This window comes from Bacillus sp. AK031, from assembly GCF_053903065.1.
Genome location: NZ_CP096424.1, coordinates 3,072,734 through 3,095,773 on the forward strand (window position 1 = coordinate 3,072,734; position 23,040 = coordinate 3,095,773).

Annotated in this window: 23 protein-coding genes and 1 other annotated feature; of the genes, 7 read left to right on the forward strand and 16 right to left on the reverse strand. The window is 39.1% G+C overall.

Annotation, left to right across the window (positions count from 1 at the left end; genetic code table 11):
- Positions 1-101: 101 nt before the first annotated feature.
- A complete protein-coding gene (locus M1E09_RS15760; RefSeq protein ID WP_456271794.1) occupies positions 102-479 on the reverse strand; it encodes a UPF0738 family protein in 378 nt (125 codons plus the stop codon).
- 164 nt (positions 480-643) lie between these two features.
- Here M1E09_RS15760 and M1E09_RS15765 point away from each other — a divergent pair, with 164 nt between their 5' ends.
- The 5 genes from M1E09_RS15765 to M1E09_RS15785 all read left to right on the forward strand — a co-directional run bounded on the left by M1E09_RS15765 (position 644) and on the right by M1E09_RS15785 (position 3,865).
- The gene (locus tag M1E09_RS15765; protein WP_456271795.1) at positions 644-1,222 is read left to right on the forward strand and encodes a CYTH domain-containing protein; all 579 of its coding nucleotides are present in this window, start codon (positions 644-646) and stop codon (positions 1,220-1,222) included.
- A gap of 27 nt (positions 1,223-1,249) precedes the next feature.
- Complete coding sequence (locus M1E09_RS15770; protein WP_456271796.1) at positions 1,250-1,903, forward strand: lytic transglycosylase domain-containing protein; 654 nt, start codon at positions 1,250-1,252, stop codon at positions 1,901-1,903.
- A gap of 224 nt (positions 1,904-2,127) precedes the next feature.
- Entirely contained in the window at positions 2,128-2,538 is a 411-nt protein-coding gene (locus tag M1E09_RS15775) for a globin domain-containing protein (RefSeq protein WP_456271797.1), read from the forward strand.
- Positions 2,531-3,385 carry a ClpXP adapter SpxH family protein gene (locus M1E09_RS15780; RefSeq protein WP_456275014.1) on the forward strand — a complete coding sequence of 285 codons (855 nt, stop codon included), beginning with the start codon at positions 2,531-2,533 and terminating at the stop codon, positions 3,383-3,385. The genes M1E09_RS15775 and M1E09_RS15780 overlap by 8 nt, the downstream gene beginning before the upstream one ends.
- A gap of 297 nt (positions 3,386-3,682) precedes the next feature.
- A complete protein-coding gene (locus M1E09_RS15785; protein WP_456271798.1) occupies positions 3,683-3,865 on the forward strand; it encodes a hypothetical protein in 183 nt (60 codons plus the stop codon).
- 170 nt (positions 3,866-4,035) lie between these two features.
- On the opposite strand, the gene pepF is transcribed toward M1E09_RS15785, so the two are convergent.
- From pepF to M1E09_RS15840, 11 genes are all read right to left on the reverse strand, one after another.
- Positions 4,036-5,853, reverse strand: a complete 1,818-nt coding sequence (pepF, locus tag M1E09_RS15790) for an oligoendopeptidase F (protein WP_456271799.1) — start codon at positions 5,851-5,853, stop codon at positions 4,036-4,038.
- A gap of 160 nt (positions 5,854-6,013) precedes the next feature.
- Complete coding sequence (locus M1E09_RS15795) at positions 6,014-7,138, reverse strand: competence protein CoiA (RefSeq protein ID WP_456271800.1); 1,125 nt, start codon at positions 7,136-7,138, stop codon at positions 6,014-6,016.
- 170 nt (positions 7,139-7,308) lie between these two features.
- On the reverse strand, positions 7,309-7,977 hold the full coding sequence (mecA, locus tag M1E09_RS15800) for an adaptor protein MecA (protein WP_456271801.1): 669 nt from the start codon (positions 7,975-7,977) through the stop codon (positions 7,309-7,311).
- Positions 7,978-8,455: 478 nt separating this feature from the next.
- On the reverse strand, positions 8,456-8,851 hold the full coding sequence (gene spxA / locus M1E09_RS15805) for a transcriptional regulator SpxA (protein WP_456271802.1): 396 nt from the start codon (positions 8,849-8,851) through the stop codon (positions 8,456-8,458).
- Positions 8,852-9,174: 323 nt separating this feature from the next.
- Positions 9,175-9,747, reverse strand: a complete 573-nt coding sequence (locus M1E09_RS15810; RefSeq protein ID WP_456271803.1) for a GNAT family N-acetyltransferase — start codon at positions 9,745-9,747, stop codon at positions 9,175-9,177.
- 385 nt (positions 9,748-10,132) lie between these two features.
- Positions 10,133-11,314 (reverse strand): putative glycoside hydrolase, encoded by a 1,182-nt coding sequence (locus M1E09_RS15815; protein WP_456275015.1) that lies wholly within the window; start codon positions 11,312-11,314, stop codon positions 10,133-10,135.
- A 253-nt stretch (positions 11,315-11,567) separates the two neighbouring features.
- On the reverse strand, positions 11,568-12,503 hold the full coding sequence (locus M1E09_RS15820) for an ABC transporter ATP-binding protein (protein ID WP_456271804.1): 936 nt from the start codon (positions 12,501-12,503) through the stop codon (positions 11,568-11,570).
- Entirely contained in the window at positions 12,503-13,573 is a 1,071-nt protein-coding gene (locus tag M1E09_RS15825) for an ABC transporter ATP-binding protein (RefSeq protein WP_456271805.1), read from the reverse strand. Before M1E09_RS15825 ends, M1E09_RS15820 begins: the two co-directional genes overlap by 1 nt.
- 17 nt (positions 13,574-13,590) lie before the next feature.
- Positions 13,591-14,613 carry an oligopeptide ABC transporter permease gene (gene opp3C, locus M1E09_RS15830; protein ID WP_456271806.1) on the reverse strand — a complete coding sequence of 341 codons (1,023 nt, stop codon included), beginning with the start codon at positions 14,611-14,613 and terminating at the stop codon, positions 13,591-13,593.
- A complete protein-coding gene (opp3b, locus tag M1E09_RS15835) occupies positions 14,613-15,509 on the reverse strand; it encodes an oligopeptide ABC transporter permease (protein WP_456275016.1) in 897 nt (298 codons plus the stop codon). The genes opp3C and opp3b overlap by 1 nt, the downstream gene beginning before the upstream one ends.
- A 214-nt stretch (positions 15,510-15,723) precedes the next feature.
- Positions 15,724-17,406: a peptide ABC transporter substrate-binding protein gene (locus M1E09_RS15840; protein WP_456271807.1), complete on the reverse strand. Its 1,683-nt coding sequence runs from the start codon at positions 17,404-17,406 to the stop codon at positions 15,724-15,726.
- A gap of 503 nt (positions 17,407-17,909) precedes the next feature.
- On the opposite strand from M1E09_RS15840, the gene M1E09_RS15845 reads away from it, so the two are divergent.
- Together M1E09_RS15845 and trpS are read left to right on the forward strand one after the other, a co-directional pair.
- Complete coding sequence (locus M1E09_RS15845; RefSeq protein WP_456271808.1) at positions 17,910-18,284, forward strand: DUF3899 domain-containing protein; 375 nt, start codon at positions 17,910-17,912, stop codon at positions 18,282-18,284.
- A 37-nt stretch (positions 18,285-18,321) separates the two neighbouring features.
- Positions 18,322-18,548: a binding site (T-box leader), on the forward strand.
- A gap of 104 nt (positions 18,549-18,652) precedes the next feature.
- Positions 18,653-19,642, forward strand: a complete 990-nt coding sequence (trpS, locus tag M1E09_RS15850) for a tryptophan--tRNA ligase (RefSeq protein WP_456271809.1) — start codon at positions 18,653-18,655, stop codon at positions 19,640-19,642.
- A 29-nt stretch (positions 19,643-19,671) separates the two neighbouring features.
- Here trpS and M1E09_RS15855 read toward each other — a convergent pair whose 3' ends face one another.
- The 4 genes from M1E09_RS15855 to fabF form a co-directional block, all read right to left on the reverse strand.
- Positions 19,672-20,418, reverse strand: coding sequence for a DUF3603 family protein (locus M1E09_RS15855; protein WP_456271810.1), 747 nt, complete (start codon positions 20,416-20,418; stop codon positions 19,672-19,674).
- Positions 20,419-20,510: 92 nt separating this feature from the next.
- Complete coding sequence (locus M1E09_RS15860) at positions 20,511-20,756, reverse strand: hypothetical protein (RefSeq protein WP_456271811.1); 246 nt, start codon at positions 20,754-20,756, stop codon at positions 20,511-20,513.
- A gap of 140 nt (positions 20,757-20,896) precedes the next feature.
- Entirely contained in the window at positions 20,897-21,679 is a 783-nt protein-coding gene (locus M1E09_RS15865) for a DUF2268 domain-containing protein (RefSeq protein WP_456271812.1), read from the reverse strand.
- Between the two features lie 89 nt (positions 21,680-21,768).
- The gene (fabF, locus tag M1E09_RS15870) at positions 21,769-23,007 is read right to left on the reverse strand and encodes a beta-ketoacyl-ACP synthase II (RefSeq protein WP_456271813.1); all 1,239 of its coding nucleotides are present in this window, start codon (positions 23,005-23,007) and stop codon (positions 21,769-21,771) included.
- Positions 23,008-23,040 lie beyond the last annotated feature (33 nt).

Below are 23,040 nucleotides of genomic sequence, written 5' to 3' on the forward strand. Positions count from 1 at the left end.
TCTTTTCGCAAAAAGCTTATCAAGATAAGCTTCTTCAGCGAACGACTTGACTATTAATTAGCGGCTAAACGGCCGCTAAAGTATTTGTTTGCTGTTCTGAATTACGCTTTTTCAAGAAATACAGCTTCCACTTTTTTCACCATATCTTCTCCGTAGTTGCTGTTCCCTTCGATGTTTTCTATTAGAAAGTCCAATTCCTGATAGAGGCCTTCTAATTCAAATTCTGTATTGCCTATGCCTGCGAATACCGGCAGTTTCAGTTCAAATGCCTTCTTTAAAGGAGGCCAGCACTCTTCTTGTATATGTAAAAGAACATAATCTTTTTCAGACTCAGCCAGATAAACAAAAGAAAAATTTTCAGAGTCCACAATTACTTGGCCTGCAGGCTTAAGAGTCAGTTCATCAGCACCCTCATTCCCATGCAATAGTAATTTATCCTGAAGGAGTTCAGCTTTTTTAAATTGTATATTTTTTCTCATATGAAGTTGGTTCCCCTTTCAAAGCTTTATAGATATTATTTTAACACATTCACCTTAAATTCATCTAAGGATTGAAGTCCTTACTTCAGAAAGGGATAATATAGTCAGTAACTAGTAAGTTTCTGCCTATTTATTATGTAGAGCAGATAGAAAGGAAGCTGATCATGCCACAAGAATTAGAAATTGAATTTAAGAATTTATTGACCCTGCCAGAATTTAATACAATAAAAAATCGGCTTTCGATTGCTGAAGAAGACTTCACATTGCAAAAGAACCATTATTTCGATACTTCTTCGAATGATTTAAAAAAGCTAAAGTGTGCTCTGCGGATCAGGGAAAAGAATGATAAATATGAATTGACACTGAAACAGCCTGCTGAAGATGGTTTACTGGAAACAAACCAGGTGGTTACAAGCGAAGACACAACGAGTATGTTGACTGAAGGATCCCTTCCCGCTGGAGAAGTCAAAGCGGCACTAGATAGCCTGGGGGTTTCCTCGGTGAAGTTCAATCACTTCGGGACATTATCCACCAACAGGGCAGAAACACATTATAAAGGTGGATTAATGGTATTGGATTACAGTTTTTATTTAAACAATGAAGATTATGAGTTAGAATATGAAGTAAAAGACAAGCAATCAGGACAAGAAATCTTTCTGGGCTTTCTAAAAGATATGAACATACCTTTCCGGCCGGCGGAAAATAAAATCAAAAGGTTTCTGCAGGCTGCCAATGCCAACTGATCCATTTATCTAAAGGAGCTGCATCACATGAACATCCAGGCTTTAAAAACAATGATTGAACTCCAAGCTCTGCAAAACTTTAATTCGACTACAGCACCAACAGAGACAAACAGCGGAACTTCACTTTTTCAACAAATGCTGAATGAAACTTTATCCAGCCATGTTAACCAGCAGCCGATTCAAGAAAAACTGGGCTCTGTTAACCAGCTGTTTCCTTTATTAAACAATGGCAATTTCCTTATGAGCAAAACGGCTGCATCATATATGTCAAAGGCTGAGACACTTTCTTCAAACAATAAATCGGACAGCTCCATCGATTCCATCATCAGCAAGGCTGCTGAATTATATAAGCTGCCCCGAAAATTAATTAGCGCTGTCATAAGCCAGGAATCAAATTTCAATTCCAACGCGGTCAGCCATGCTGGAGCTTCCGGATTAATGCAATTAATGCCTGCTACGGCAAGGAGCTTGGGAGTAACAGATATTTTCGACCCTGAACAGAACATCCTGGCCGGCACCAAATATCTTCGCCAAATGATGGACAAGTATGACGGAAATCTTGAGATGGCACTGGCAGCTTATAATGCGGGACCGGGCAATGTCGATAAATATAGCGGAATACCCCCTTTTAAAGAAACCATTCAATACGTACAAAAGGTCTCTCAGAAGTTTTACGCATAAAGTATCAAACACTCACACTCAATTTGTGAGTGTTTTTCTTTTGCTCTTTTTGTGTATTACTACGGAAAAATATGATTATTATAAATGAACTCCAGACCCCGGATTGCCAGTCCGAATTTAGCGGATACTATCAGTAAGAAGAACTGACAAAGGCTATTTGTTTGAGATATTTTTCGGCGATTGCTAAAATAAAACAAACAATCAATGCAAAAAGGAGTCTACTTATGGAGAAACATAAGACGCCGTATGAAACGATTGGCGAAGAAAAGCTCTCAATGCTTGTAGATGCTTTTTATGCAAGAGTGGGGAAAGAACCTTTATTAATACCTATATTTCCTGATGATTTGTCAGAAACAGCAAGAAAACAAAAACAGTTTCTGACACAATACTTAGGCGGGCCCCCTTTGTATACAGAAGAACATGGGCATCCTATGATGCGGGCCAGACATTTAAATTTTGAAATCACACCTACAAGAGCCAAAGCATGGTTGAAATGCATGAGTGAAGCTATGGATGAGGTCGGCCTTGAAGGGCATTTCAGGGACGAGTTATTTTCAAGGCTTGTATTAACTGCCAGGCATATGGTAAATACGCCCGACACAGTACAAGGAGAAGAAAGTGAGCAGCATGAATAATATCCAACACCTTCAAAAGTGCAGAGACAAGAAACCTTTAGAAATATATATGTTCATTGATCCTCTATGTCCGGAATGCTGGGCATTGGAGCCTATCCTAAAGAAGCTTCAGGTTCAATATGGCCAATACTTCAGAATAAAGAATGTATTAAGCGGAAAGCTGACATCTTTGAATTTGACGAATAAAAAGAAACAAGAAAATATTGCAAATCAATGGGAAAAGACAGCCAGCAGATCGGGAATGTCCTGTGATGGGAACCTTTGGTTCGAGAATCCGATCGACTCCCCCTCACTCGCATCAATAGCGATTAAGGCAGCCGAACTGCAAGGAAGACATGCAGGGATTCGATTCTTTAGAAAATTACAGGAAACGCTGTTTCTCGGAAAGCAAAACGTATCTAACCTGGAGATACTGACTGATATTGCCGCCAGCAGCAAACTGGATTTACAGGAATTTAAAAATGACATCCATTCAGAATCTGCCTCAAAAGCCTTTCAGTGTGATTTGAAGATTACAGCCGAAATGGATGTAGATGAAATCCCTACTCTTGTATTCTTTAATGAAAATATTGAAGATGAAGGAATCAAAGTAACGGGGATGTATCCTTTTGAGGTATATGTACAGATTCTTGAAGAAATGCTTTCAATTAAACCGGAACCGCAGCCTCTGCCTACACTGGAAAACTTCATGCAGCATTATCAGCTCGTTGCAACAAAGGAAATCGCAGTCGTATATGATTTGAGCATTCCTCAAGTCGAGAAAAACATGAAAAAATGGATACTTCAAAACAAAGTGGAAAAGATTCCGGCCAAGCATGGAACATTTTGGAGATACCTGTCTTCCTAACAAATAATATATTAAGATAATATAAAGAAACCCCGTTGTCCTTAGACAACGGGGTTTCTTATACAAACAAAGGGGATGGGAGAAATTTTTCACGGTCAAACAAAGGGGTATATGTTTGTTGTGATCAACTTCATGTACATAATATAGCACGGAGCAACTTGTATGTGCAAGTTGTTTGTATATTATTTCACAATATTGTCAAAATGTTTGAAAGTTACCTCTTGATAGACAACATGTATTTAACAGCATGACAAGTCATATAATTTACAACTACAATAATAAGGAGGAAGGACTGAAATGAATCCTCGATTTAAGTTAATTCTCCTGATTTTATTTATACTGTTTGCATTTACTGTAAATATCTTCGGACTCATGAATCTTTATCCGATCCTTGTGACGTCCCCACTCTTGTTCCTGTCACTACTGATGCTGTTCCTCTATATTAATAACCGGAAAAGATTCAAGGGATTCAAACTCTGAATACTTTATTAAGAGACATACTTGTTCATCACGCTTAAAAAAACAAAAAAACAAGAAGGTCATGATTGAATTCAATCATGACCTTCTTGTTTAAAATCGTATCAGGGAATTCATGATCCTGAATCTTTCTGTCCCTCTGTTTCACCTACTCAGAAAAAAGTCTTGGTCTATTAAGAAAGCATTTTTTCCATTTCGTTAAGGCTTTCTTCAAAAACTTTCATAGCCTCTTCGATAGGCTGGGAAACGGTCATATCCACTCCCGCTTTTTTCAATACTTCAATTGGATAATCGGAACTTCCTGATTTCAGGAATTCAATATACCTTTCCACAGCAGGCTGGCCCTCCTCAAGGATTTGCTTGCTTAATGCCGTAGCTGCACTGAAGCCTGTAGCATATTGATAAACATAATAGTTATAATAGAAATGCGGGATACGTGCCCACTCCAGGCCAATCTCCTCATCAATGGAGATATCCTCTTCACCAAAATACTTTTTATTGAGTTCGTAGTACTCTTTTGTCAGCATCTCTGCAGTCAACGCTTCACCCTCTTGAGCTTTTTTGTGGATGATGTGTTCAAACTCAGCAAACATTGTCTGGCGGAATACTGTTCCTCTGAAGCCTTCCAAATAGTGATTTAATAAATATAGACGCTTCTTTTCATCATCTATGGTATTAAGGAGATAATTGTTCAGCAATGCTTCGTTACAAGTCGACGCCACCTCGGCAACAAAGATTGAATAATTGCCATATGGATAAGGCTGATGCTTTCTCGTATAATAACTGTGTACACTGTGTCCAAACTCATGGGCCAAAGTGAACAGGTTATTCACATTGTCCTGCCAGTTCATCAGGATATAAGGATTCGTGCCATAGGCTCCTGATGAATATGCCCCGCTTCGTTTTCCTTTGTTTTCAACCACGTCCACCCAGCGGTTATCAAAGCCTTCCTTAAGAACATTCTTATACTCTTCGCCAAGGGGAGTCAACCCTTCTAAAATCATGTCCTTCGCTTCTTCATAAGGAATGTCCATTTTCACTTCTTTAACTAACGGTGTATAAAGATCATACATATGAAGCTTATCAACACCAAGTACTTTTTTGCGAAGCTTTACATATCTATGCAGCAAATGAAGGTTATCATTGACCGTTTTGACAAGATTCTCATACACTGTTTCCGGTATATTGTTTGCAGACAAGGCAGCCTGGCGTGCAGAATCATAATTTCGTACCTGGGCACTGAAATTATCTTTCTTCACAGTCCCGCTTAATGTACTTGAGAAGGTATTCTGGAACTTTCCGTATGTCTTGTAAACTGCTTTAAAAGCCTCTTCCCTGACCCGGCGATCATCGCTTTCAAGGAAACGGATATACCTGCCATGTGTAATTTCCACTTCTTCCCCATTTTCATCTTTAATGCTTGGGAATTCCATATCGGCATTATTCAGCATCCCGAATGTATTGCTTGATGCACTCAACACTTCGGATGCCTGGGCAAGAAGCGCTTCTTGCTCAGCTGAAAGAATATGAGGACGCTGTTTATTGATCTCCTCTAAAGCGTGCTTATAAAGCTTAAGATCCTCATTATCTTCTAAAAAGCTGTTCAATTTGCTCTCGTCAATTGTAAGTATTTCAGGTACCAGATAGGCAAATGAACTTGAAAGCTGTGTGTAAAGACTTTTCGCTCTGTCATCCAGCCCCTGGTTATAAGAATTAGTCGTATCCTGATCATATCTCATGTGGGAATATGTGTAGAGCTTCCCCATTCTCTCCATTATTTCATCTTGGAATTTTAAAGCTTTATACAGCTGATCGGCACTTTGTGAGAGCGTTCCTTTGTACTTTCCTGCATCTTTGATCAATTCCTGTATTTCTTTGAACTCTTTCTCCCATAAATCATCATTAGCAAAAATATCTTCAAGTCTCCATGTCAGTTCTTCCTTAATGTCTTTACGGTTCGGAAGACTCTTTACCGCTGTTTCATTTGTCATATGTATCCTCCATTCTTTCGCTAATCGAATTATTCCTTCCCTCTTACATTCTCTATCAAAAGCTTAATTCCTGCAAGAATTGGGCTTTTCATCAGAGATTTGAACTTCCAATTGATTATTGACTTATATAGTATATGCAGCAATATGGGAAAAAGTAGCTTCATTGCTTTTTAAGAGCTGACAGGACCAAGATATATTCTCTATTACTGTTCCTTTTTAGTATGTCTCTTTTACATAAAATAACTAAATATTCTTCAACTGCATTCATTTGAAATTCTTCATCAATTAAAGGCATGCTTCTACATTGAAGATAACCGGAAATTTTCCTTTGGTTGATACAGTTCTGTATTTCCTTCATTCCAATTCTCTCTCCAACGGTCTTTTTCTTCAAGATATCATTCCATATATAGTACTGCCATTCGACTGGATGATTCTTGAACACAATCATAAACTTTGTTGGCAAGCCAATAAAATCAGGCAGCTTAATAAGATGATCTCTTGCCAGGTAAAGTGTCCTTAAAAAACGGTCATTAACTCCTCTGTTGTATTTCATCTTGTTCTTTACCCATAAAGCTTTCCCGGCAAAAAACCGTTCTGAATTATGGTGATTTGCTTGCTGAATTGGCAGCTGAAAAGGAAAAGTTAGGGAATGTAATGGGATTGAGGTGGTGACTGCAGTGAATTTCTTTGAGGAGAGCGGGAAAAGGTGATAGTAAAAAAACATGGTATCTTTAACGGTGTCAAATACAGCGAGCCAAAACCCTGTGTGGGGGCTGAAACGAATAAAATGCTGTTGAAAATTTGATAAGGATATCACAGGGCCAGCCCCTAATTTCTTTATCGGCTTGCCAAGTACCCAAATAGGAATAATTTTTTCTTGCTGATACCCCCTGGTTCTGGAAATGAAATCAAGGCTGCTGATTTCTGAACATTGAAACTCAACTGCAAACTGCCTGTTTTTATCCTGAATGAATAGATCCGGCCTTTGCTGAATAACTGGAAGGTAGTGTTCAAGGTTAACTTTGAAATCGGATTTAGAGAAGTGCTGATATAGAGAGGTTTTCCCCTTAAGATGGATAGATGTTTCAGGTTCATGGGTCCCTGTACAGGCACCGCCTGATTGGTGGGCAAAGTGAGGAATTTTAATATTTCCCTTTTTAAGGATCAACGGGGACTTACACTCCGGACAGAAGAATTTTTCTGTTTTCTGTAATAAAACCATATCTTCCGAAGATAGATGGATCAATGATATGAGCTTCTGATTGTCATTAAGAGCTGTTAGCATTCTTCACCTCCTGCCAATACAATTCTCTGTCTGTCACATCAAATCCTCTTTATTAAAGCCGTTTTTTCTAAAAAGTATGGAAATTAATTGTGAATATGCAGAGGGACTCCTGAATTCAATAAAAAAACCGCATTCTCATACTGAGAATGCGGATAGAGATGGTTTTTTCCTTAACTGAAATGCTTCGAGACGGTGTTAAACACATCATCATCCATAATGGAATTTCCATATTCGCTTAAGCGATGTACAGTTAAGCTCGATTCATTTCCAAACTCCAGCATAATACTTAAGACATTATCAATTTCTTCTTCTGTGAAATATTCATCGGAGAACTCTATGTGTATATAATACGTATCTTCGTATGAGAAAAGTTTAGAAGAATGATGTTCATACATGGAGGCACTCATCTTTTTAGAAAGTGAAATGACATCTTCAAAATCCCTGAATTTGATGGTGAATTCCAAAGAACCTTCTTCCTCGTTTTGATCCTGTTTCATTTGGAAGTGCTGATCAAGGAAATCTTCTATACGCTCATCTACCGGCAAGTCTTTGATCTTGTCCTCAGGGATCGGCAATTCAAACTTTTGGCCGTCTTTTGTGACTTGTGCCCGGGTTACCAGCACTTCCAGTCCTTTATCAAGAGCTTGTACCTGAATCCATAACGGACCTTCGATGGTGAAATTCTCTTCCTGATGGACTTCATCCATCATTTCCCAGAACAGTTCTTCACTTCTTTCACGGTTATACCATATTTCTTCTCTATCAAAGCCTCTTTCCTCTATATCGCCATATGAAATATAAAACTTTACAGTGTTATCATTTATACGTTCTATCTCCATCAAACACCTCTCCCTTCTATTCAATGTTGGTGAAGGGACTGCACCCCTGAGCAATAGCTCTGATAATGATGTAGGCTATTTGCATTTTATCTTTTCTAAAGGCACTTTCCTAATAGCCAACTTTTTGCTCTTTTTTCTTTATACTGGAGTCAATCCGGTTAATGAAAACGCTAAAAAGTTTGCATAAAGAACCTTAATTGAATAATGAATCAGTTGAATTAGTTTATACCTTGTACTCCCATTTTATGATAAAACATCATGAAATGGAATTAAAAATATGCCTATTTTTCAATTAGGTTAAAACTATAATATTCCAGTGTTTTGGCTATTTTAGCTTAAAAACATCTACAATTCAAGTTTTTAGATTTACTGTTCCTTATTACTGAATATCCTGTGAGCAGGAATTTAAAACATTCGCTTAGCTCTAAATAAAAATCCTTCATGCCTGGTTTAAGCATGAAGGAAATACAGTTGTATATTAGTTAACCATGCGTTGGGCTTCGAGAAGCTGGAATGTACGGACCTTCCTTGGAAGGAATCGACGGATTTCGTCTTCGTTATATCCCACTTGCAGCCTTTTCTCATCCATGATAATTGGTCTGCGCAGCAAACCAGGATTCTGCTGGATCAGTTCAAAAAGATCTTGAAGAGGAAGAGCATCAAGTTCAACATTTAACTTTTGGAATGTTTTTGAACGGGTTGAGATGATTTCATCTGTTCCGTCTTCTGTCATTCTCAAGATTTCTTTAATTTCATCAATACTTAATGGTTCTGAGAAAACATTTCTCTCTTTATATGGAATTTCATGATCTTCTAACCAAGCTTTCGCCTTCCGGCATGATGTACAACTAGGTGAAGTGAACAAAGTTACCATGAACCATTCACACTCCCTTATATTATTAAGACTTATTTTATAATTAGAGGTTTCTTTAAAAATAACTTTCTCAAATAATAATTACTTTAAAGAAGAAATCTCTATTATGTATTATACATGAAAAAGGTTCAATTGAATATACTTTTAAATAAATTGTCAACTTTATATACATAAGTTAAACAGTAATTTTATCAACAGTTTACATTTACCCGTTTATATTACGATTAAACATAAAGTTTAACTTTTTTTAAAAAGTTTTTTGTATTTGTTTCACCTGTAAAAATAACCTTATTGAATTAACTTCAATAAGGTTATTTTTTATTTTAAATATCTTTAAGAATATCGGTTTCTCTATCCTCTTCCATGTTAAGGACTTCATCTGCAGGCTGGTACGATGCTCCATAGAACTTTTCATCCTTATATGTGTGGATCAGTTCATAGGTCTTAATCATGGACTCATATACCAGTTCCTCTGATTCGTTGTTCGGTGCCCAATAAAGGATTTCCATTTCATTGATTTCATTGGTGGCTAAAGATCTTCGGCGATAACCAATACTTGAGGCATGTTCAAAACCTTCACGTTTATAAAACTTTAACCGTTTCTCAGTATCAGTGTCTTCATAATCCACCGGTTCTACTTCAAGGATAATGGCTTTCCCTTTCTGTTTTAGCTTTTCAATTAACTTGTGTCCGAGGCCTTGTCCCCTTGCTTTAGAAGAAACAAATAGGTAGTCAATGAAGATAAAGTCTTTAAGTTCAGCATACATCAATACATGAAACTCATCTTCATCCTTATGATAAATATCGCTGCGTTCTTTGAGCAGTGTCTCCATATGTTCCTTTGACTTCATTTCTTCTACAGGGAAATATTGATTTAACTTTTCATACCAATGCATAAACCTACTCCTTTGTTTTCAATTAAGTCAACTTATTTTCGCCATTCATTACAATACACACCGTTTATTATTTCCTAACATGTTACGATAATAAACACAGCATCAAAGTCATATTCTTAATTGTAATTTTCAGGGATTTTTCAGTTGCTTTCAAGAAGATACGAAAGCAGTATGTGGAATAAATAAGTGGATGTAAAGCGGTTTTTCTTACCAATTTAATTTTACCTTATAGAAGATGAAAGTCAAACCAAAAGCTTGGGAAATGATACTTGATTTCAGCTCCAATCATCATTGAAGTAAAAACAACAATCATTAACAAAAAACCTTATGTAAAAAGCGAAATCTAAGAAAAAGGACAGCAGATTTTTCTGCTGCCCGAAGGACATTATGGAGTGAAGTCCACATTCTCCGTATAACTATTTCCTGCATTCCAAAGCAGGTATTCATTTATCCCCTGATCTTGAAGTGCTTTGATTTGGGCTTCAACTTCAGCTTTTCCATATACCTTATAATTTCCGGCTCCTAACCATGAGGCAGTAAAATCCTGAATCCATGGCCGTGAAGTCGGTGGAGTTTCTAGCTCTGCAAGCTTTTTATTTTCGAGCTTGGCATATTCACTAATCAACTTATATGGCTCTAAATCAGGACGAGAGATCCCAAAATAGGATGTCCAGTGACTTGGATAAATCATAGATGAAATAACATCCACATGTTCAGAGATTTTGGAGAAATTCTGACCAATTCCCGGTGCCTCTGGAAGGGTAGCTGTGTAGCCGAAGATGTCAACCGAAACATCTACTCGATAAGGCTCTAATTGGCTTTTGGCATATTCAACAAAGTCCGTTACAGCATGAACCCTTTTTTGGACATTGTCTGCGTCCATATCTTCATATTCCCCCATACTGTATTTCAGTTCAGTGTCTCTTTTTTCAAAGCCTTCAGGGAAACGGACATAATCAAACTGAATCTCCTGGAAGCCCATTTTCGCTGCTTCTATGGCAATCCCTACATTATAATCCCATACCTCTTTTAAGAAAGGATTGACGAAGGATTCTCCTCTGCCGTTACTCCACACCTGGCTTCCTTCCATATAAGAAAGTTCCGGCTTGGCAGCAGATAGCACGGAATCCTTAAAAACAACAATTCGCGCAATTGGATAGATTTGTTTTTCCTCTAATGTTTTCAGCATACTTTTTGGATCTTTAATATAGGACTTTCCTATATCTTTGTATTCTGACTGCTGAGTTTCATACGTAATATTTCCCCAGTCGTCTTTAATGTCAATTACCATCGAGTTGAGGTCTGTATTATCAATTAAATCTATCAACCTATCAAAACGGCTTCCCCCTGCCGAATGTCCAGTTACATAAACTCCCCTTACCGCATCCGGATATGTAAAGTTTAAACCGGAATCATAGATAAATCTGGAGACCTGCTTAGGCAGGGTTTTCTCCTGTAAATTAATCTTCAAAGCTGTATGATGTGTAACGGCTTTCGTTTCTGTCTCTTCGGCATTCACGGTTTGCAGCGGCAATAGGCAAAGTGCAGACATACCTACAGCTGCCATGGCTCTTTTAAAGTTCAAGTTACCCTCTCCTCTATGTCAGAAATGTATATTTGTCAGAATCGTAGACTTAATACCCTCATTTATAGTATATAGTACATTTTATCAATGGATGATAAATTAATAAAAGGTATTTAATGGATAAATGTCGAAATTTCCGGGGAAATGTTTCCATCTTCATTCTAACAGTAATTTAGCAGGGAATAAACTAAAAAAGCCCTCAAAAAAAGGAATTTTCAGAGGGCTTTTTGTTAATTTACTTTTTGTACTGTGCTTTATATTGAGCAAATTCTTTCTCAGAGCAGTAAACAAAATGACCAGGAGCAACTTCACGAAGTTCAACATTATCATCTTCAGAATAGTTATGGACTGCTGGATCATATGTCTTACGTTTACGTGAACGCTCATAATCAGGATCCGGAAGAGGGATCGCAGACAGCAATGATTGTGTATAAGGATGAAGCGGGTTCTTATACAAAGCTTCACTTGGAGCGAGTTCTACAAGCTTTCCGAAATACATTACTCCGATTCTGTCACTGATATATTTAACCATTGAAAGGTCATGGGCGATAAACAGGTATGTTAAACCTTTTTCACGCTGAAGATCCTTCATCAGGTTAACGACCTGTGCCTGGATTGATACGTCCAAAGCGGAAATCGGTTCATCGGCAATGATAAAGTCAGGATCTACCGCAAGTGCACGGGCGATTCCCAAACGCTGGCGCTGTCCGCCAGAGAACTCATGCGGATAACGATTAGCGTGCTCTTTATTAAGACCAACTGTTTCTAACAGTTCATGGACCTTCGCCAAGCGGGCTTCAGAAGAAGTCGCAAGGCCATGGATATCAATTCCCTCTGCAATCAGGTCAGAAACCTTCATCCGAGGGTTAAGAGATGCATAAGGATCCTGGAAGATCATTTGCATCTTACGGTTGAATTTCTTTAATTCTTTACGGGATTTTTTGCCATGGACGTCTTCTCCTTCGAACAGTACCTGTCCGTCAGTGGCATCGTAAAGGCGGATGATTGTACGGCCAGTTGTAGACTTACCACACCCGGACTCACCAACAAGACCCAACGTTTCCCCTTTGTAAATATCGAATGAAATATCATCTACAGCTTTAACCATGTTTGGTTTACCAGGGTTAAAGTATTGTTTTAAATTTTTAATTTCTAGCAACTTTTCAGCCATTATGAACGAACCCCCTCAAATAATACCGGCTCATCATAGTTGGAAGGCATCTTGCGCTGTCTAAGTTTAACAGCCTCAGGCGGCTCAACTTTCGGTGCACTAGGATGCAGCAACCAAGATTTCACAAAGTGTGTATCAGAAACTTTGTAGACTGGCGGTTCTTGTTCAAAGTCAATCTTCAATGCATATTCACTTCTTAACGCAAAAGCATCGCCTTTAGGCGGATTCATTAAGTCAGGAGGTGTTCCTGGGATAGCTTGAAGCTGCTGGCCAGTTTCTGTTTCCAATGTAGGCATGGATGCAACCAATCCCCATGTATAAGGGTGTTTCGGATCGTAGAATATTTCATCTACAGTTCCTGATTCCACTATTTGCCCGCCATACATAACAGCGACCCTGTCAGCAACATTCGCTACAACACCAAGATCATGCGTAATGAAGATGATTGACGTTTCAATTTTGTTCTGCAAGTCTTTCATCAATTCCAGGATCTGTGCTTGGATTGTAACATCAAGTGCAGTTGTAGGCTCATCAGCGATTAGAATCTTAGGATTACAAGCAAGTGCAATCGCGATAACTACACGCTGTCTCTGCCCGCCAGAAAATTGATGAGGATATTGCTTGAAGCGGCCTTCTGGATTCGGAAGGCCAACAAGTTTTAATAACTCAATCGTACGCTTTTTGGCGTCCGATTTGCTCATATTTTGATGTTTTAGAAGCGGCTCCATGATTTGTTTACCGACTGTCATAGTCGGGTTAAGAGAAGTCATAGGATCCTGGAAGATCATCGAGATGTCTTTACCACGAATCTTTTGCATCTCTCTTTCAGAAGCTTTCCCTAAATCTTTTCCTTCAAAATTAATTTCACCATTTTTAATAAAGCCAGCAGGTTGAGGCAATAGTCTCATAATCGCTTTAGTCGTTACAGACTTACCTGAACCAGATTCACCTACGATTGCAAGAGTTTCACCTTTATCCAGATGAAAATCCACACCGCGGACGGCTTTTACCTCTCCCCCGTATGTCGTGAAGGAGACATGTAAATCTTTCACATCTAATAATCTGCTCATTTTTTCTACTCCTTCCACTATTTACGCATCTTCGGATCTAGTGCATCTCGCAATCCGTCAGCCAGTAAGTTAAAGCTCAAAATGATTAGAGAGATAACTACTGAAGGAATCAACATCATATGCGGGTATGTCTGGATTGATTTATAACCATCATTAACCAATGAACCCAATGAAGCCTGCGGTGCAGCAATACCTAATCCGATAAAGCTCAAGAATGCTTCAGTAAAGATTGCGGTAGGCACTGTAAACATTGTGGTAATGATAACAGGTCCCATTACGTTAGGAAGCAGGTGTTTCCAGATCAATCTGTTGCTTGTTGCACCTAAAGTACGAGAAGCCAAAACAAACTCTTGGTTTTTCAACTGCAGTATCTGTCCACGTACAATCCTGGCCATTCCCGTCCATCCGGTAATAACCATCGCCATGGTAATCGAGAAAATTCCCGGTTCAAATATAAGGATGAACAAGATTACAACGATCAAGTTCGGAATACCGACTAGAATCTCAATGATACGCTGCATGAAGTCATCGACTCTTCCGCCATAGTAACCAGATACACCACCATAGGCAATCCCGATAATTAAATCAATTACGGCTGCAAGTACACCGATGTAAAGAGAAATCCGGGTACCTTGCCATGTTCTAGTCCAAAGATCACGCCCTAAATCATCAGTACCAAACCAGTAATTGGTTTCTACTTGACGTGTTTCATAAACATCCATACCATTTTGGTCTATACCATCAAACCATGTAAGGCCTGAAAGCGCTTCAATTTTAGGCGGTAATTTAGCATGACGGATATTTTGGTCTTTGTAAGACATATCATTCATGAAAGGCCCGATAATTGCCATGATGGTAACTGCAATCATAATGATCAGTCCAACAATGGCACCTTTGTTCTTAAATAGACGAATCCAAGCATCATGCCAAAAGCTAAGGCTTGGTCTTCCTATTACTTCTGACTCATCTTCACTTGCGCGTCTTGGTTGGAAGAAGTCAGGATTAATGTTTTCTAGGTCTTTTCTTTTGTTAGTTTCCATTATTTCTTCCCTCCAGCCAAACGAATACGAGGGTCAATTATTCCATACAGAATGTCCACTAGGAAAATAACTCCGATGAACAATACACTGAAGAATAATGTTACACCCATGATTACTGTGTAGTCATTTGTGTTGATTGAGCTGACGAACTGGAAACCAAGACCAGGCACTGCGAAGATCTGCTCGATTACTAGTGTACCCGTCATGATACCTACAGTCATCGGCCCTAATATTGTGATGATTGGAATCATCGCATTTCTTACTCCGTGTTTTAAAACTGTTGCTGTTTTGGAAATACCTTTTGCTTTTGCCAGAAGAATATAATCTGAACCAAGTACTTCAAGCATCTCTGTTCTCATAAAACGAGCGATCGTTGCGACAACACCCACGGTGAGTGCCAGTGTCGGCAGAATGGTGTGTTTGAATTCACCCCAAAGTGCTACTGGCAGCCAGCCAAGTTTTACACCGACATAATATTGCATCAATCCGGCGAAAACGAAGGAAGGTATCGAAATACCCAGAACGGCTATAATAGTTGCACTATAGTCTAACCATGAGTTATGTCTTAATGCCGCAATAATTCCTAAGGCTAAACCAATAAATGTTCCTAGTACGATTGCTTGGAAACCTAGTTGTGCGGAAGGACCAATACGATCACCGATAATTTGTGTAACCGGACGGTTGTCGTACTGGAAGGACAAACCTAAATCACCTTGTGCTAAGTTCGTCATGTAGTTTACGTATTGTACTGGGAGAGGATCATTCAAACCATATTTTTCTAAGATGATTTGCTGCTGCTCTGGTGATAGCTTTTCTTGGTTTGTAAGTGGTGACCCAGGAAGGAGCTTCATCAGAAAGAATGTGGCTGTGGCAATAATGATTAACGTTATAAGCATATAAGCTAGTCTTCTTAATGTATACTTGATCACTCTTTAGCCCCCCTTTTTCTTTTTTTATTTTTTTGGCTACCTAAAACATTATAACGCATTTCGACAAATTTTCAATCTATTTCTTAAATTTCGTTTTCTTTCGACAATCAGTGGAAAAGGAGAGTGTATGCCAATGCATACACTCTCCTTTGAAAGTTTGTTCCATTGAGCTCTATTTTATTTACTCAATGTAAGCCCATTTGTAAGATGCGTCAGCACCGAAAGCGTGACGAAGGATTCCGTGTACGTAAGGACGCTCTAGGTAAGCAGCACCTCTTTGGTACATTGGAGAAATCGCAGCATCTTCAAACAAGATTTGCTCAGCTTTCAGCATTGCTTCCCAACGAGCTTCTGGATCGTTAAGCAATGTAGTTTTAGCATCTTCAATCAACTTATCATATTCTGGATTAGAGTAACCCATTTGGTTATGAGCACCATCAGTTACGAACATATCAACAAATGTCATCGGATCTGGATAGTCAGGACCCCAGCCAGCGAATGAGAAGTCATACTCACCTTTTGTTTCCAGGTCAAGCTTTTGCTTAAACGGTTGTTGAGAAATTGTTACAGTAAGACCTTCAAGGTTAGACTCTAATTGTTCTTTCAGGTACTCACCGATTTTTTTAGAGTTTTCAGAATCGTAGTTCAACAATTCTAGAGATACTTCTTCAAATCCTACTTCTTCTTTAGCTGTAGCCCAAGCTTCTTGTGCAGCAGCTACGTCAGTTTCGTTGAAGTTACCATTAGACTCACGGAAGTCAGTTCCATCAGGACCGAATACGAAGTCAGTTGGTACTAGGTAGTAAGCAGGAGTAGAACCGTTGTTAAGAAGAACGTCTACAAGACCTTGCTTATCCCAAGCCATGTCGATTGCTTTACGTGCATTAACATTAGACAATACTTCGTTCTCTTGGTTCAAGCGTAGGAAGTATACTGCAGTGTCCGCACGTGTTTTGAAGTTTTCGTCACCTTTGTATTGGTCAACGAATTCAGCAGAAAGACCAGCGATATCAGCTTTTTCTGTTTCATAAAGGTTAACACCAGTAGCAGTGTCTTTTACGATATTGAAGTTGATTTCCTCAAGTTTAACTACATCGCTTTCCCAATAGTCAGCGTTTTTAGTCAACTGGAAGCTTTGCTCATGTTTCCACTCGTTAAGAACGAAAGGACCGTTGTAAAGAGTAGTGTTAGCTTCAAGACCATATTGGTCGCCTTGCTCAGTTACGAATGCTTCGTTTTGCGGGTAGAAAGTCGCGAAAGAAAGCAATGCATTGAAGTAAGGAACTTGAGTTTCTAATTGAACTTCAAGTGTATGTTCGTCTACAGCTTTAACACCAAGTTCGTCAACTGGAAGTTCACCAGCGTTAACTTTAGCAGCGTTTTTGATGTCATACATGATGTATGCATACTCAGCAGCTGTATCCGGGTTCAAAGTCTTTTTCCAAGCATATTCAAAGTCGTTAGCTGTTACAGCGTCACCATTAGACCAAACAGCATTGTCACGGATTTTGAAAGTGTAAGTTTTACCATCTTCAGAGACAGTTGGCTCTTCAGCGGCCATACCAAGAACTGCTTCATCGTTTTCACCTAAACGATAAAGACCTTCGTATACGTTGTTCATTACTAAGAATGAAACAGCGTCAGTAGCCAGAGAAGAATCCATTGAAGGGATCTCTGAGCTTTCTAGCAAGTTAAGTACCTGTTCTCTTTGTTCTGCTGCCGGCTCTTCATCTCCGCCGCCATTAGTTCCAGATGTGTTCCCGTTGTTGTTTCCAGCGTTGTTTGTGTTGTTACCGCCACAAGCAGCAAGGAAAGTTGTTAGTGCTAGTAGAAGCACTAGAAGAAATGAAAACTTTTTCTTCATCTTGAAATTGACCTCCTCGTGTTTCATATTTATTTATCTTCCGATTTGTCAGAAGATTCGTTTTCTATTATACAACATACAGAAATTATTGCAATATTAATTTAACAGTTTTTTCACAAAATTGACTCATCATCACCAGAAAGCTTTATACATCAACGTTTCAAGCTCGTTTTTTTCTTCTTTTTAACTGTTACAATCTTTACAATCTATGTATTAAAAGCATAAATTTCCAGTTAAACACTACTTCTTATTCATAGCATTCTTGCCTTTGTTCACATTTTTATTCATTGGTATGAATGTATATTGAGTCGTGTTTATTTTACTATTTTCTCTTTTCAGCCTGGCACCCCTCTCTACTATAAGTAATTGTCAGAATTCAGAGAAATTTTTTAAAGTTTGAGACCTGAAAATCCCTTCTTACATATCTGTATATATATTTATCTTTAGCTTGATTAACTTATTTCAGTTTCGTTATACTTAATAAAAAAATGTTGGTGAGTTTATTGAAAAAAGTTTTTCTTGCAGTTTTTATTATTTACCTGGTTGCCGGGATCTTATCTTTTTTTTATGATTATGGATTTGTGCTGGGGACCATAAACATTTCATTCTTGATCGGGATGTGTGTACTTGTGATCGGAGCGTTGATGAAAGTAGTGGAGTCAGGCTTCTTTAACGGCATTCAATATGCTTTCAAGCGTTTTCGCAAAAGCACTAAAGAAGGAAAATATATCGCCCAGTTTGATGACCTGGATAATACCAAAGATGCTCATGAAGAATATAATCAGGTTAGATCATTTTCCCTCACCCTCCCATTCTTGCTTAGCGGCGGAATCGCAGTAGCGGCAGATTTGATTGCATCATATCTCTTCTATACTTGATTCTGGCACTTTATTCTTTTATAATCATTGCGATAATGAAATTGCAAAGACAAAGAGTAGTACATACAGCAGGTTTCTTCAGAGAGTTTGTGGATGGTGTGAACAAACAGCCTGTGTATGGAATGGACTTTCGAGCATTGCAGATGAAATGGAGTAGTCTGTGACGGCAGCCCACCGTTAACCGGGCACCATGTTTACCATGGACCAAGCGGCCTTTCGGGGCAACTTAGGGTGGCACCGCGGAATAATCCATTCGTCCCTAATATTTATTAGGGATGGATGGATTTTTTTATTTACCTCTTAATTTACTGAGGGAAAATATTAAACAATGTATACTAAAAATTACTTATCGATTTGGAGGAAGAAGTATGGAAACTATTTTTAGCGGTATTCAACCCAGCGGGACAATTACTTTAGGAAATTATATCGGAGCATTAAAGCAGTTTGCCGAGCTGCAGGATGATTACAATTGCTACTTCTGTGTTGTTGACCAGCATGCGATTACAGTACCCCAGGATAAGATTGAACTCAGAAAGAATATCAGAAGCCTTGCCGCTTTATATATTGCAAGCGGTATTGATCCAGATAAGTCAACCCTTTTCATTCAGTCTGAAGTTCCCGCACACGCACAGGCGGGTTGGATGCTGCAATGTGTCGCTTATATTGGTGAACTGGAAAGAATGACGCAATTTAAGGACAAGTCACATGGAAAGGAAGCTGTTTCAGCCGGACTTTTGACATACCCTCCATTAATGGCGGCAGATATTCTGCTATATAAAACGAATCTTGTGCCTGTAGGGGAAGATCAGAAACAACATCTGGAGCTGACAAGGGATTTAGCTGAAAGATTCAACAAGAAGTACAATGATATATTTACTGTACCGGACGTAAGAATCCCAAAAGTCGGAGCCAGGGTGATGTCTCTTCAAGATCCCCTTAAGAAAATGAGCAAATCCGATCCGAACCAAAAAGCGTTTATCACCCTTCTTGATACTCCCAAGCAAATTGAAAAGAAGATAAAGAGTGCAGTAACTGATTCAGATGGGATTGTGAAATATGATAAAGAAAATAAACCGGGTGTTTCCAATCTGCTTTCCATCTATTCAATATTAACCGGTGAAAGCATTGAGGAGTTAGAAGGAAAGTATGAAGGAAAAGGCTACGGTGACTTTAAAGGAGACCTCGCACAGGTTGTCATTGAATCCTTAGCGCCTATCCAGGAAAGATACAACGAATTGATCAATTCGGAAGAACTTGATCAAATTCTTGATAAAGGCGCCGAGAAAGCGAACTTTACAGCGAACAAAATGGTGAAGAAAATGGAAAAGGCAATGGGACTCGGAAGAAAACGGAAGTAAAACAAAAAAGGCAGCCTCGGCTGCCTTTTTTAATTTACTTTCGGACGATTCTCCATTTCCCAGAGTTTTTCAAAAAATGGCTGTCCTTTGATTAAGTTTTCACAAAAAAACAGATGCTTGTCCGTCCACCCTTCCCTTGTTTCCTCAAACAAGTTCTGCCATGCCTCCTCAAAATCCATATACTGGATGCTTTCATAGTTTTCAGGAGCCCACTCTGTGCACCAATAACGAATTTCTGCAGTATTCTTGGAAGAATGCAATTGATCGAGTGCCATGAACATAAGCTGTTTCAGCTGTCTTTCCCTTCTTGTCAATCCGCTCATGATTGTTGGACGCGGGGAAAGAATATGGTAATCCTTTTCTTGCTTTTCAAATTGGAAATTGAAACTGTAAGCTTCCTGATCTTCTGTCATCTCATAAACAAGTTGTTCCTGTCTTGGTATGATCCTGCTTTTTCTAATGGGGATTGAATATCCGATAGTATCTACCGCGAGAATGCCTGTCCCATCTGTAACAATGAAACAATATTCAAGCTGGATGCGCTCATGATTTTTTCGCAAGTATGCTTTTTGATAGATATCATTCAACAGTGACTGAGGAAGTTCTGATAGGTCATTTTCTATGTAATGAAACAGTTCAGGTGTCACTTTTACAAGCGGAACCTGATCGAGGAGTTCAATGACATCCTCTTTTCTCCATTCATGAAAATGACAGACATTATAACCGTTTTCTTCACCTTCAAACCAATTTACCCATACATCATGAAGATATAGCATGATTGACCCCTCGCTTCAACCTATTTGTCAATCAGTATAGGCAAATGACAGGCAGTTTATTCCTTATTTGGGTAATGAGTTTGAAAGGATTGTTACTTTTTCTGGGGTGAATAGATGGAGAGGGTGATTAAAAATATTCCTATCAGAAGGAGGTAGCACTCTACTCTCCCGGCAATAAATAGAAAATAGTCCTGAAAGGATAATCCAGTTGCAAGCAAATTCAAATACATAATCAAGGTTACTCCGCCGGAAACCGAGAACCCGAATCCGACCAGGAGAATAAATACTCTGAACATCATTCCTTCCGCCTTTACCGTCCAAATTTTCAATATATTCATCTTCTCACCTTTTCTGCTTGTCCATGTAGTAGATTCTATGAAGGTTCTAACAAATATATGAGGGTTATTGAATTCGGTCTATAATTTTACAACAGCGGCAGGCGACCATTTAATTATAAAAAGAATGAAGCAACAAGGCTTCATTCCTCAATCATTTTTTCATTTGTTATGAAGCGGCCGGATTCAAGATCCATCATATCAATTGCTGATAATCCATGGCTCTCCCTGAATTTCCTGACGATATAATACCCAATTGAATAGCCGATTAAATTTGGGTACATCCCCTTTCCGAGTAACAGCTGATCGTGTTTCGTTTCTTTTCTCCTTAAATGGAGCTCATTTTTAATATGCTGGTTCCATAGCTTCTGAAGCAGAAACTCACTATATTTTTTTGCCCAGCTGCTAACGTATTCTTCCCCACAGTACTGGTTGACTGCATCCTCCGCCAACCCTTCGAATATGATGGAATCAAGAAGGTTATACTCTTCCGTGTCCTTTTTCAACCTGTTCATTCTTGTACAATGATGATACTCATGAATAAATAAAGCTTCCCATTCTTTTGGATCCTCTTCATCTGAAAGAAATAAATAAATTTCATTTTTAAAAGAAACACCTGACTTTGAAATGGTACTTGTGAAAATTCCTTTTGAAGATTGTACTGGAAATATATATATTGGGACATCAGGCCCCTTCCAAAGGGAACGGTACTTTTTAAAATAAACATTTATCTTCCGCCAAGCTCCACGTTTTTGTAGAGAGCTTATTTGCTCCTCTGTTTTGTAAGATGGAATGTACATCCCAAATGTCTTCAGGTATTCATATAGATCTTCTGCTTTTTTTCTTGAGAGCCCTGTATTCATCAGCAGCTTCTCAGGATCTTTATAATCTTTATCCAGCCATTTGCTTGTATCCACCACTCCCATCCCTTGCCCTCCTTTCTATTTTTACTAAGGCAAACAAAAAAGACTGCTTCATAATGGATTTGTATATCCTTATGAAACAGTCTTTTTAATTATTTATATTTTTTAAAAACGATTGTCGCGTTATGGCCTCCAAAGCCAAGGGAGTTGCTCATTGCCACATTGACTTCTGTCTTTCGTGATCCTTCTGTTACATAATCGAGGTCACAGTCCGGGTCAGGTGTATCAACATTGATTGTTGGAGGAAGCACATTATCCTGAAGTGCAAGAACCGAAAAGATCGCTTCAACCCCGCCTGCAGCTCCTAATAAATGGCCCGTCATGGACTTGGTCGAGCTTACAGCCAATTTATATGCATGGTCTTTGAATACTTCTTTAATCGCCATTGTCTCATATTTATCATTATACGGTGTGCTTGTTCCATGAGCATTGATGTAATCCACGTCTTCTGCAGTGAGCCCGCCGTCTTCGATGGCGATTTTCATTGCACGCGCTCCGCCTTCTCCGGCTGGAGCTGGTGCAGTAATATGATGGGCATCTCCAGTGGAACCATAGCCGACGATTTCTGCATAGATTTTCGCTCCGCGTGCCAGTGCATGCTCGAGATCTTCCAGAATGACAATACCTGCCCCTTCACCCATGACAAAACCATCCCTATCTGCATCAAATGGACGAGAAGCTTTTTCTGGATCATGGTTTGTCGATAAGGCAGTGTTGGCACAGAAACCGGCCATAGACATTTTCGTGATCGGCGCTTCTGTTCCTCCCGTAACCATTACATCTGCATCACCGCGCTGTATGACTTTAAAGGCGTCTCCGATGGAGTTGGTTCCTGTTGCACAAGCAGTGACAGTACATGAATTGATACCCTTTGCCCCCAACAGAATGGATACTTGTCCTGCAGCCATATCAGGAATGATCATAGGCACAAAGAACGGACTGACTCGGCGGTATCCGCGCTTTTGGAAAGTTTCGAACTGGTTCTCGAATGTTTCCATTCCCCCGATACCCGATCCAATCCAAACACCAACTCTGTTAGCAATTTCGTCAGTGATTTCCAAATTGGCATCTTTTACTGCCATCATGGAAGCGGCAACAGCATATTGTGTAAAGCGATCCATTTTTCTCGCTTCTTTTTTCTCAACATATTGTTCAGGGTCGAAGTCCTTCAATTCTGCCGCTACTTTTGCCGGGTACTCATCAGGGTTCAACCTTGTAAGCGGTCCTATCCCGCTCTTCCCTGCCAAAACATTCGACCACGTTGTTTCTATATCATTGCCAAGCGGTGTCACTGCACCTAATCCTGTTACGACTACTCTGCGCTTATTCATTGAATTCCATCTCCTTTATCCGGTCCTGGAAGA

Bases quoted from the DNA above. Each gene is read 5' to 3' on its own strand.
- M1E09_RS15760 (WP_456271794.1), bottom strand. From the start codon at position 479: ATGAGAAAAAATATACAATTTAAAAAAGCTGAACTCCTTCAGGATAAA.
- M1E09_RS15765 (WP_456271795.1), top strand. From the start codon at position 644: ATGCCACAAGAATTAGAAATTGAATTTAAGAATTTATTGACCCTGCCA.
- M1E09_RS15770 (WP_456271796.1), top strand. From the start codon at position 1,250: ATGAACATCCAGGCTTTAAAAACAATGATTGAACTCCAAGCTCTGCAA.
- M1E09_RS15775 (WP_456271797.1), top strand. From the start codon at position 2,128: ATGGAGAAACATAAGACGCCGTATGAAACGATTGGCGAAGAAAAGCTC.
- M1E09_RS15780 (WP_456275014.1), top strand. From the start codon at position 2,531: ATGAATAATATCCAACACCTTCAAAAGTGCAGAGACAAGAAACCTTTA.
- M1E09_RS15785 (WP_456271798.1), top strand. From the start codon at position 3,683: ATGAATCCTCGATTTAAGTTAATTCTCCTGATTTTATTTATACTGTTT.
- pepF (WP_456271799.1), bottom strand. From the start codon at position 5,853: ATGACAAATGAAACAGCGGTAAAGAGTCTTCCGAACCGTAAAGACATT.
- M1E09_RS15795 (WP_456271800.1), bottom strand. From the start codon at position 7,138: ATGCTAACAGCTCTTAATGACAATCAGAAGCTCATATCATTGATCCAT.
- mecA (WP_456271801.1), bottom strand. From the start codon at position 7,977: ATGGAGATAGAACGTATAAATGATAACACTGTAAAGTTTTATATTTCA.
- spxA (WP_456271802.1), bottom strand. From the start codon at position 8,851: ATGGTAACTTTGTTCACTTCACCTAGTTGTACATCATGCCGGAAGGCG.
- M1E09_RS15810 (WP_456271803.1), bottom strand. From the start codon at position 9,747: ATGCATTGGTATGAAAAGTTAAATCAATATTTCCCTGTAGAAGAAATG.
- M1E09_RS15815 (WP_456275015.1), bottom strand. From the start codon at position 11,314: ATGGCAGCTGTAGGTATGTCTGCACTTTGCCTATTGCCGCTGCAAACC.
- M1E09_RS15820 (WP_456271804.1), bottom strand. From the start codon at position 12,503: ATGGCTGAAAAGTTGCTAGAAATTAAAAATTTAAAACAATACTTTAAC.
- M1E09_RS15825 (WP_456271805.1), bottom strand. From the start codon at position 13,573: ATGAGCAGATTATTAGATGTGAAAGATTTACATGTCTCCTTCACGACA.
- opp3C (WP_456271806.1), bottom strand. From the start codon at position 14,613: ATGGAAACTAACAAAAGAAAAGACCTAGAAAACATTAATCCTGACTTC.
- opp3b (WP_456275016.1), bottom strand. From the start codon at position 15,509: ATGCTTATAACGTTAATCATTATTGCCACAGCCACATTCTTTCTGATG.
- M1E09_RS15840 (WP_456271807.1), bottom strand. From the start codon at position 17,406: ATGAAGAAAAAGTTTTCATTTCTTCTAGTGCTTCTACTAGCACTAACA.
- trpS (WP_456271809.1), top strand. From the start codon at position 18,653: ATGGAAACTATTTTTAGCGGTATTCAACCCAGCGGGACAATTACTTTA.
- M1E09_RS15855 (WP_456271810.1), bottom strand. From the start codon at position 20,418: ATGCTATATCTTCATGATGTATGGGTAAATTGGTTTGAAGGTGAAGAA.
- M1E09_RS15860 (WP_456271811.1), bottom strand. From the start codon at position 20,756: ATGAATATATTGAAAATTTGGACGGTAAAGGCGGAAGGAATGATGTTC.
- M1E09_RS15865 (WP_456271812.1), bottom strand. From the start codon at position 21,679: ATGGGAGTGGTGGATACAAGCAAATGGCTGGATAAAGATTATAAAGAT.
- fabF (WP_456271813.1), bottom strand. From the start codon at position 23,007: ATGAATAAGCGCAGAGTAGTCGTAACAGGATTAGGTGCAGTGACACCG.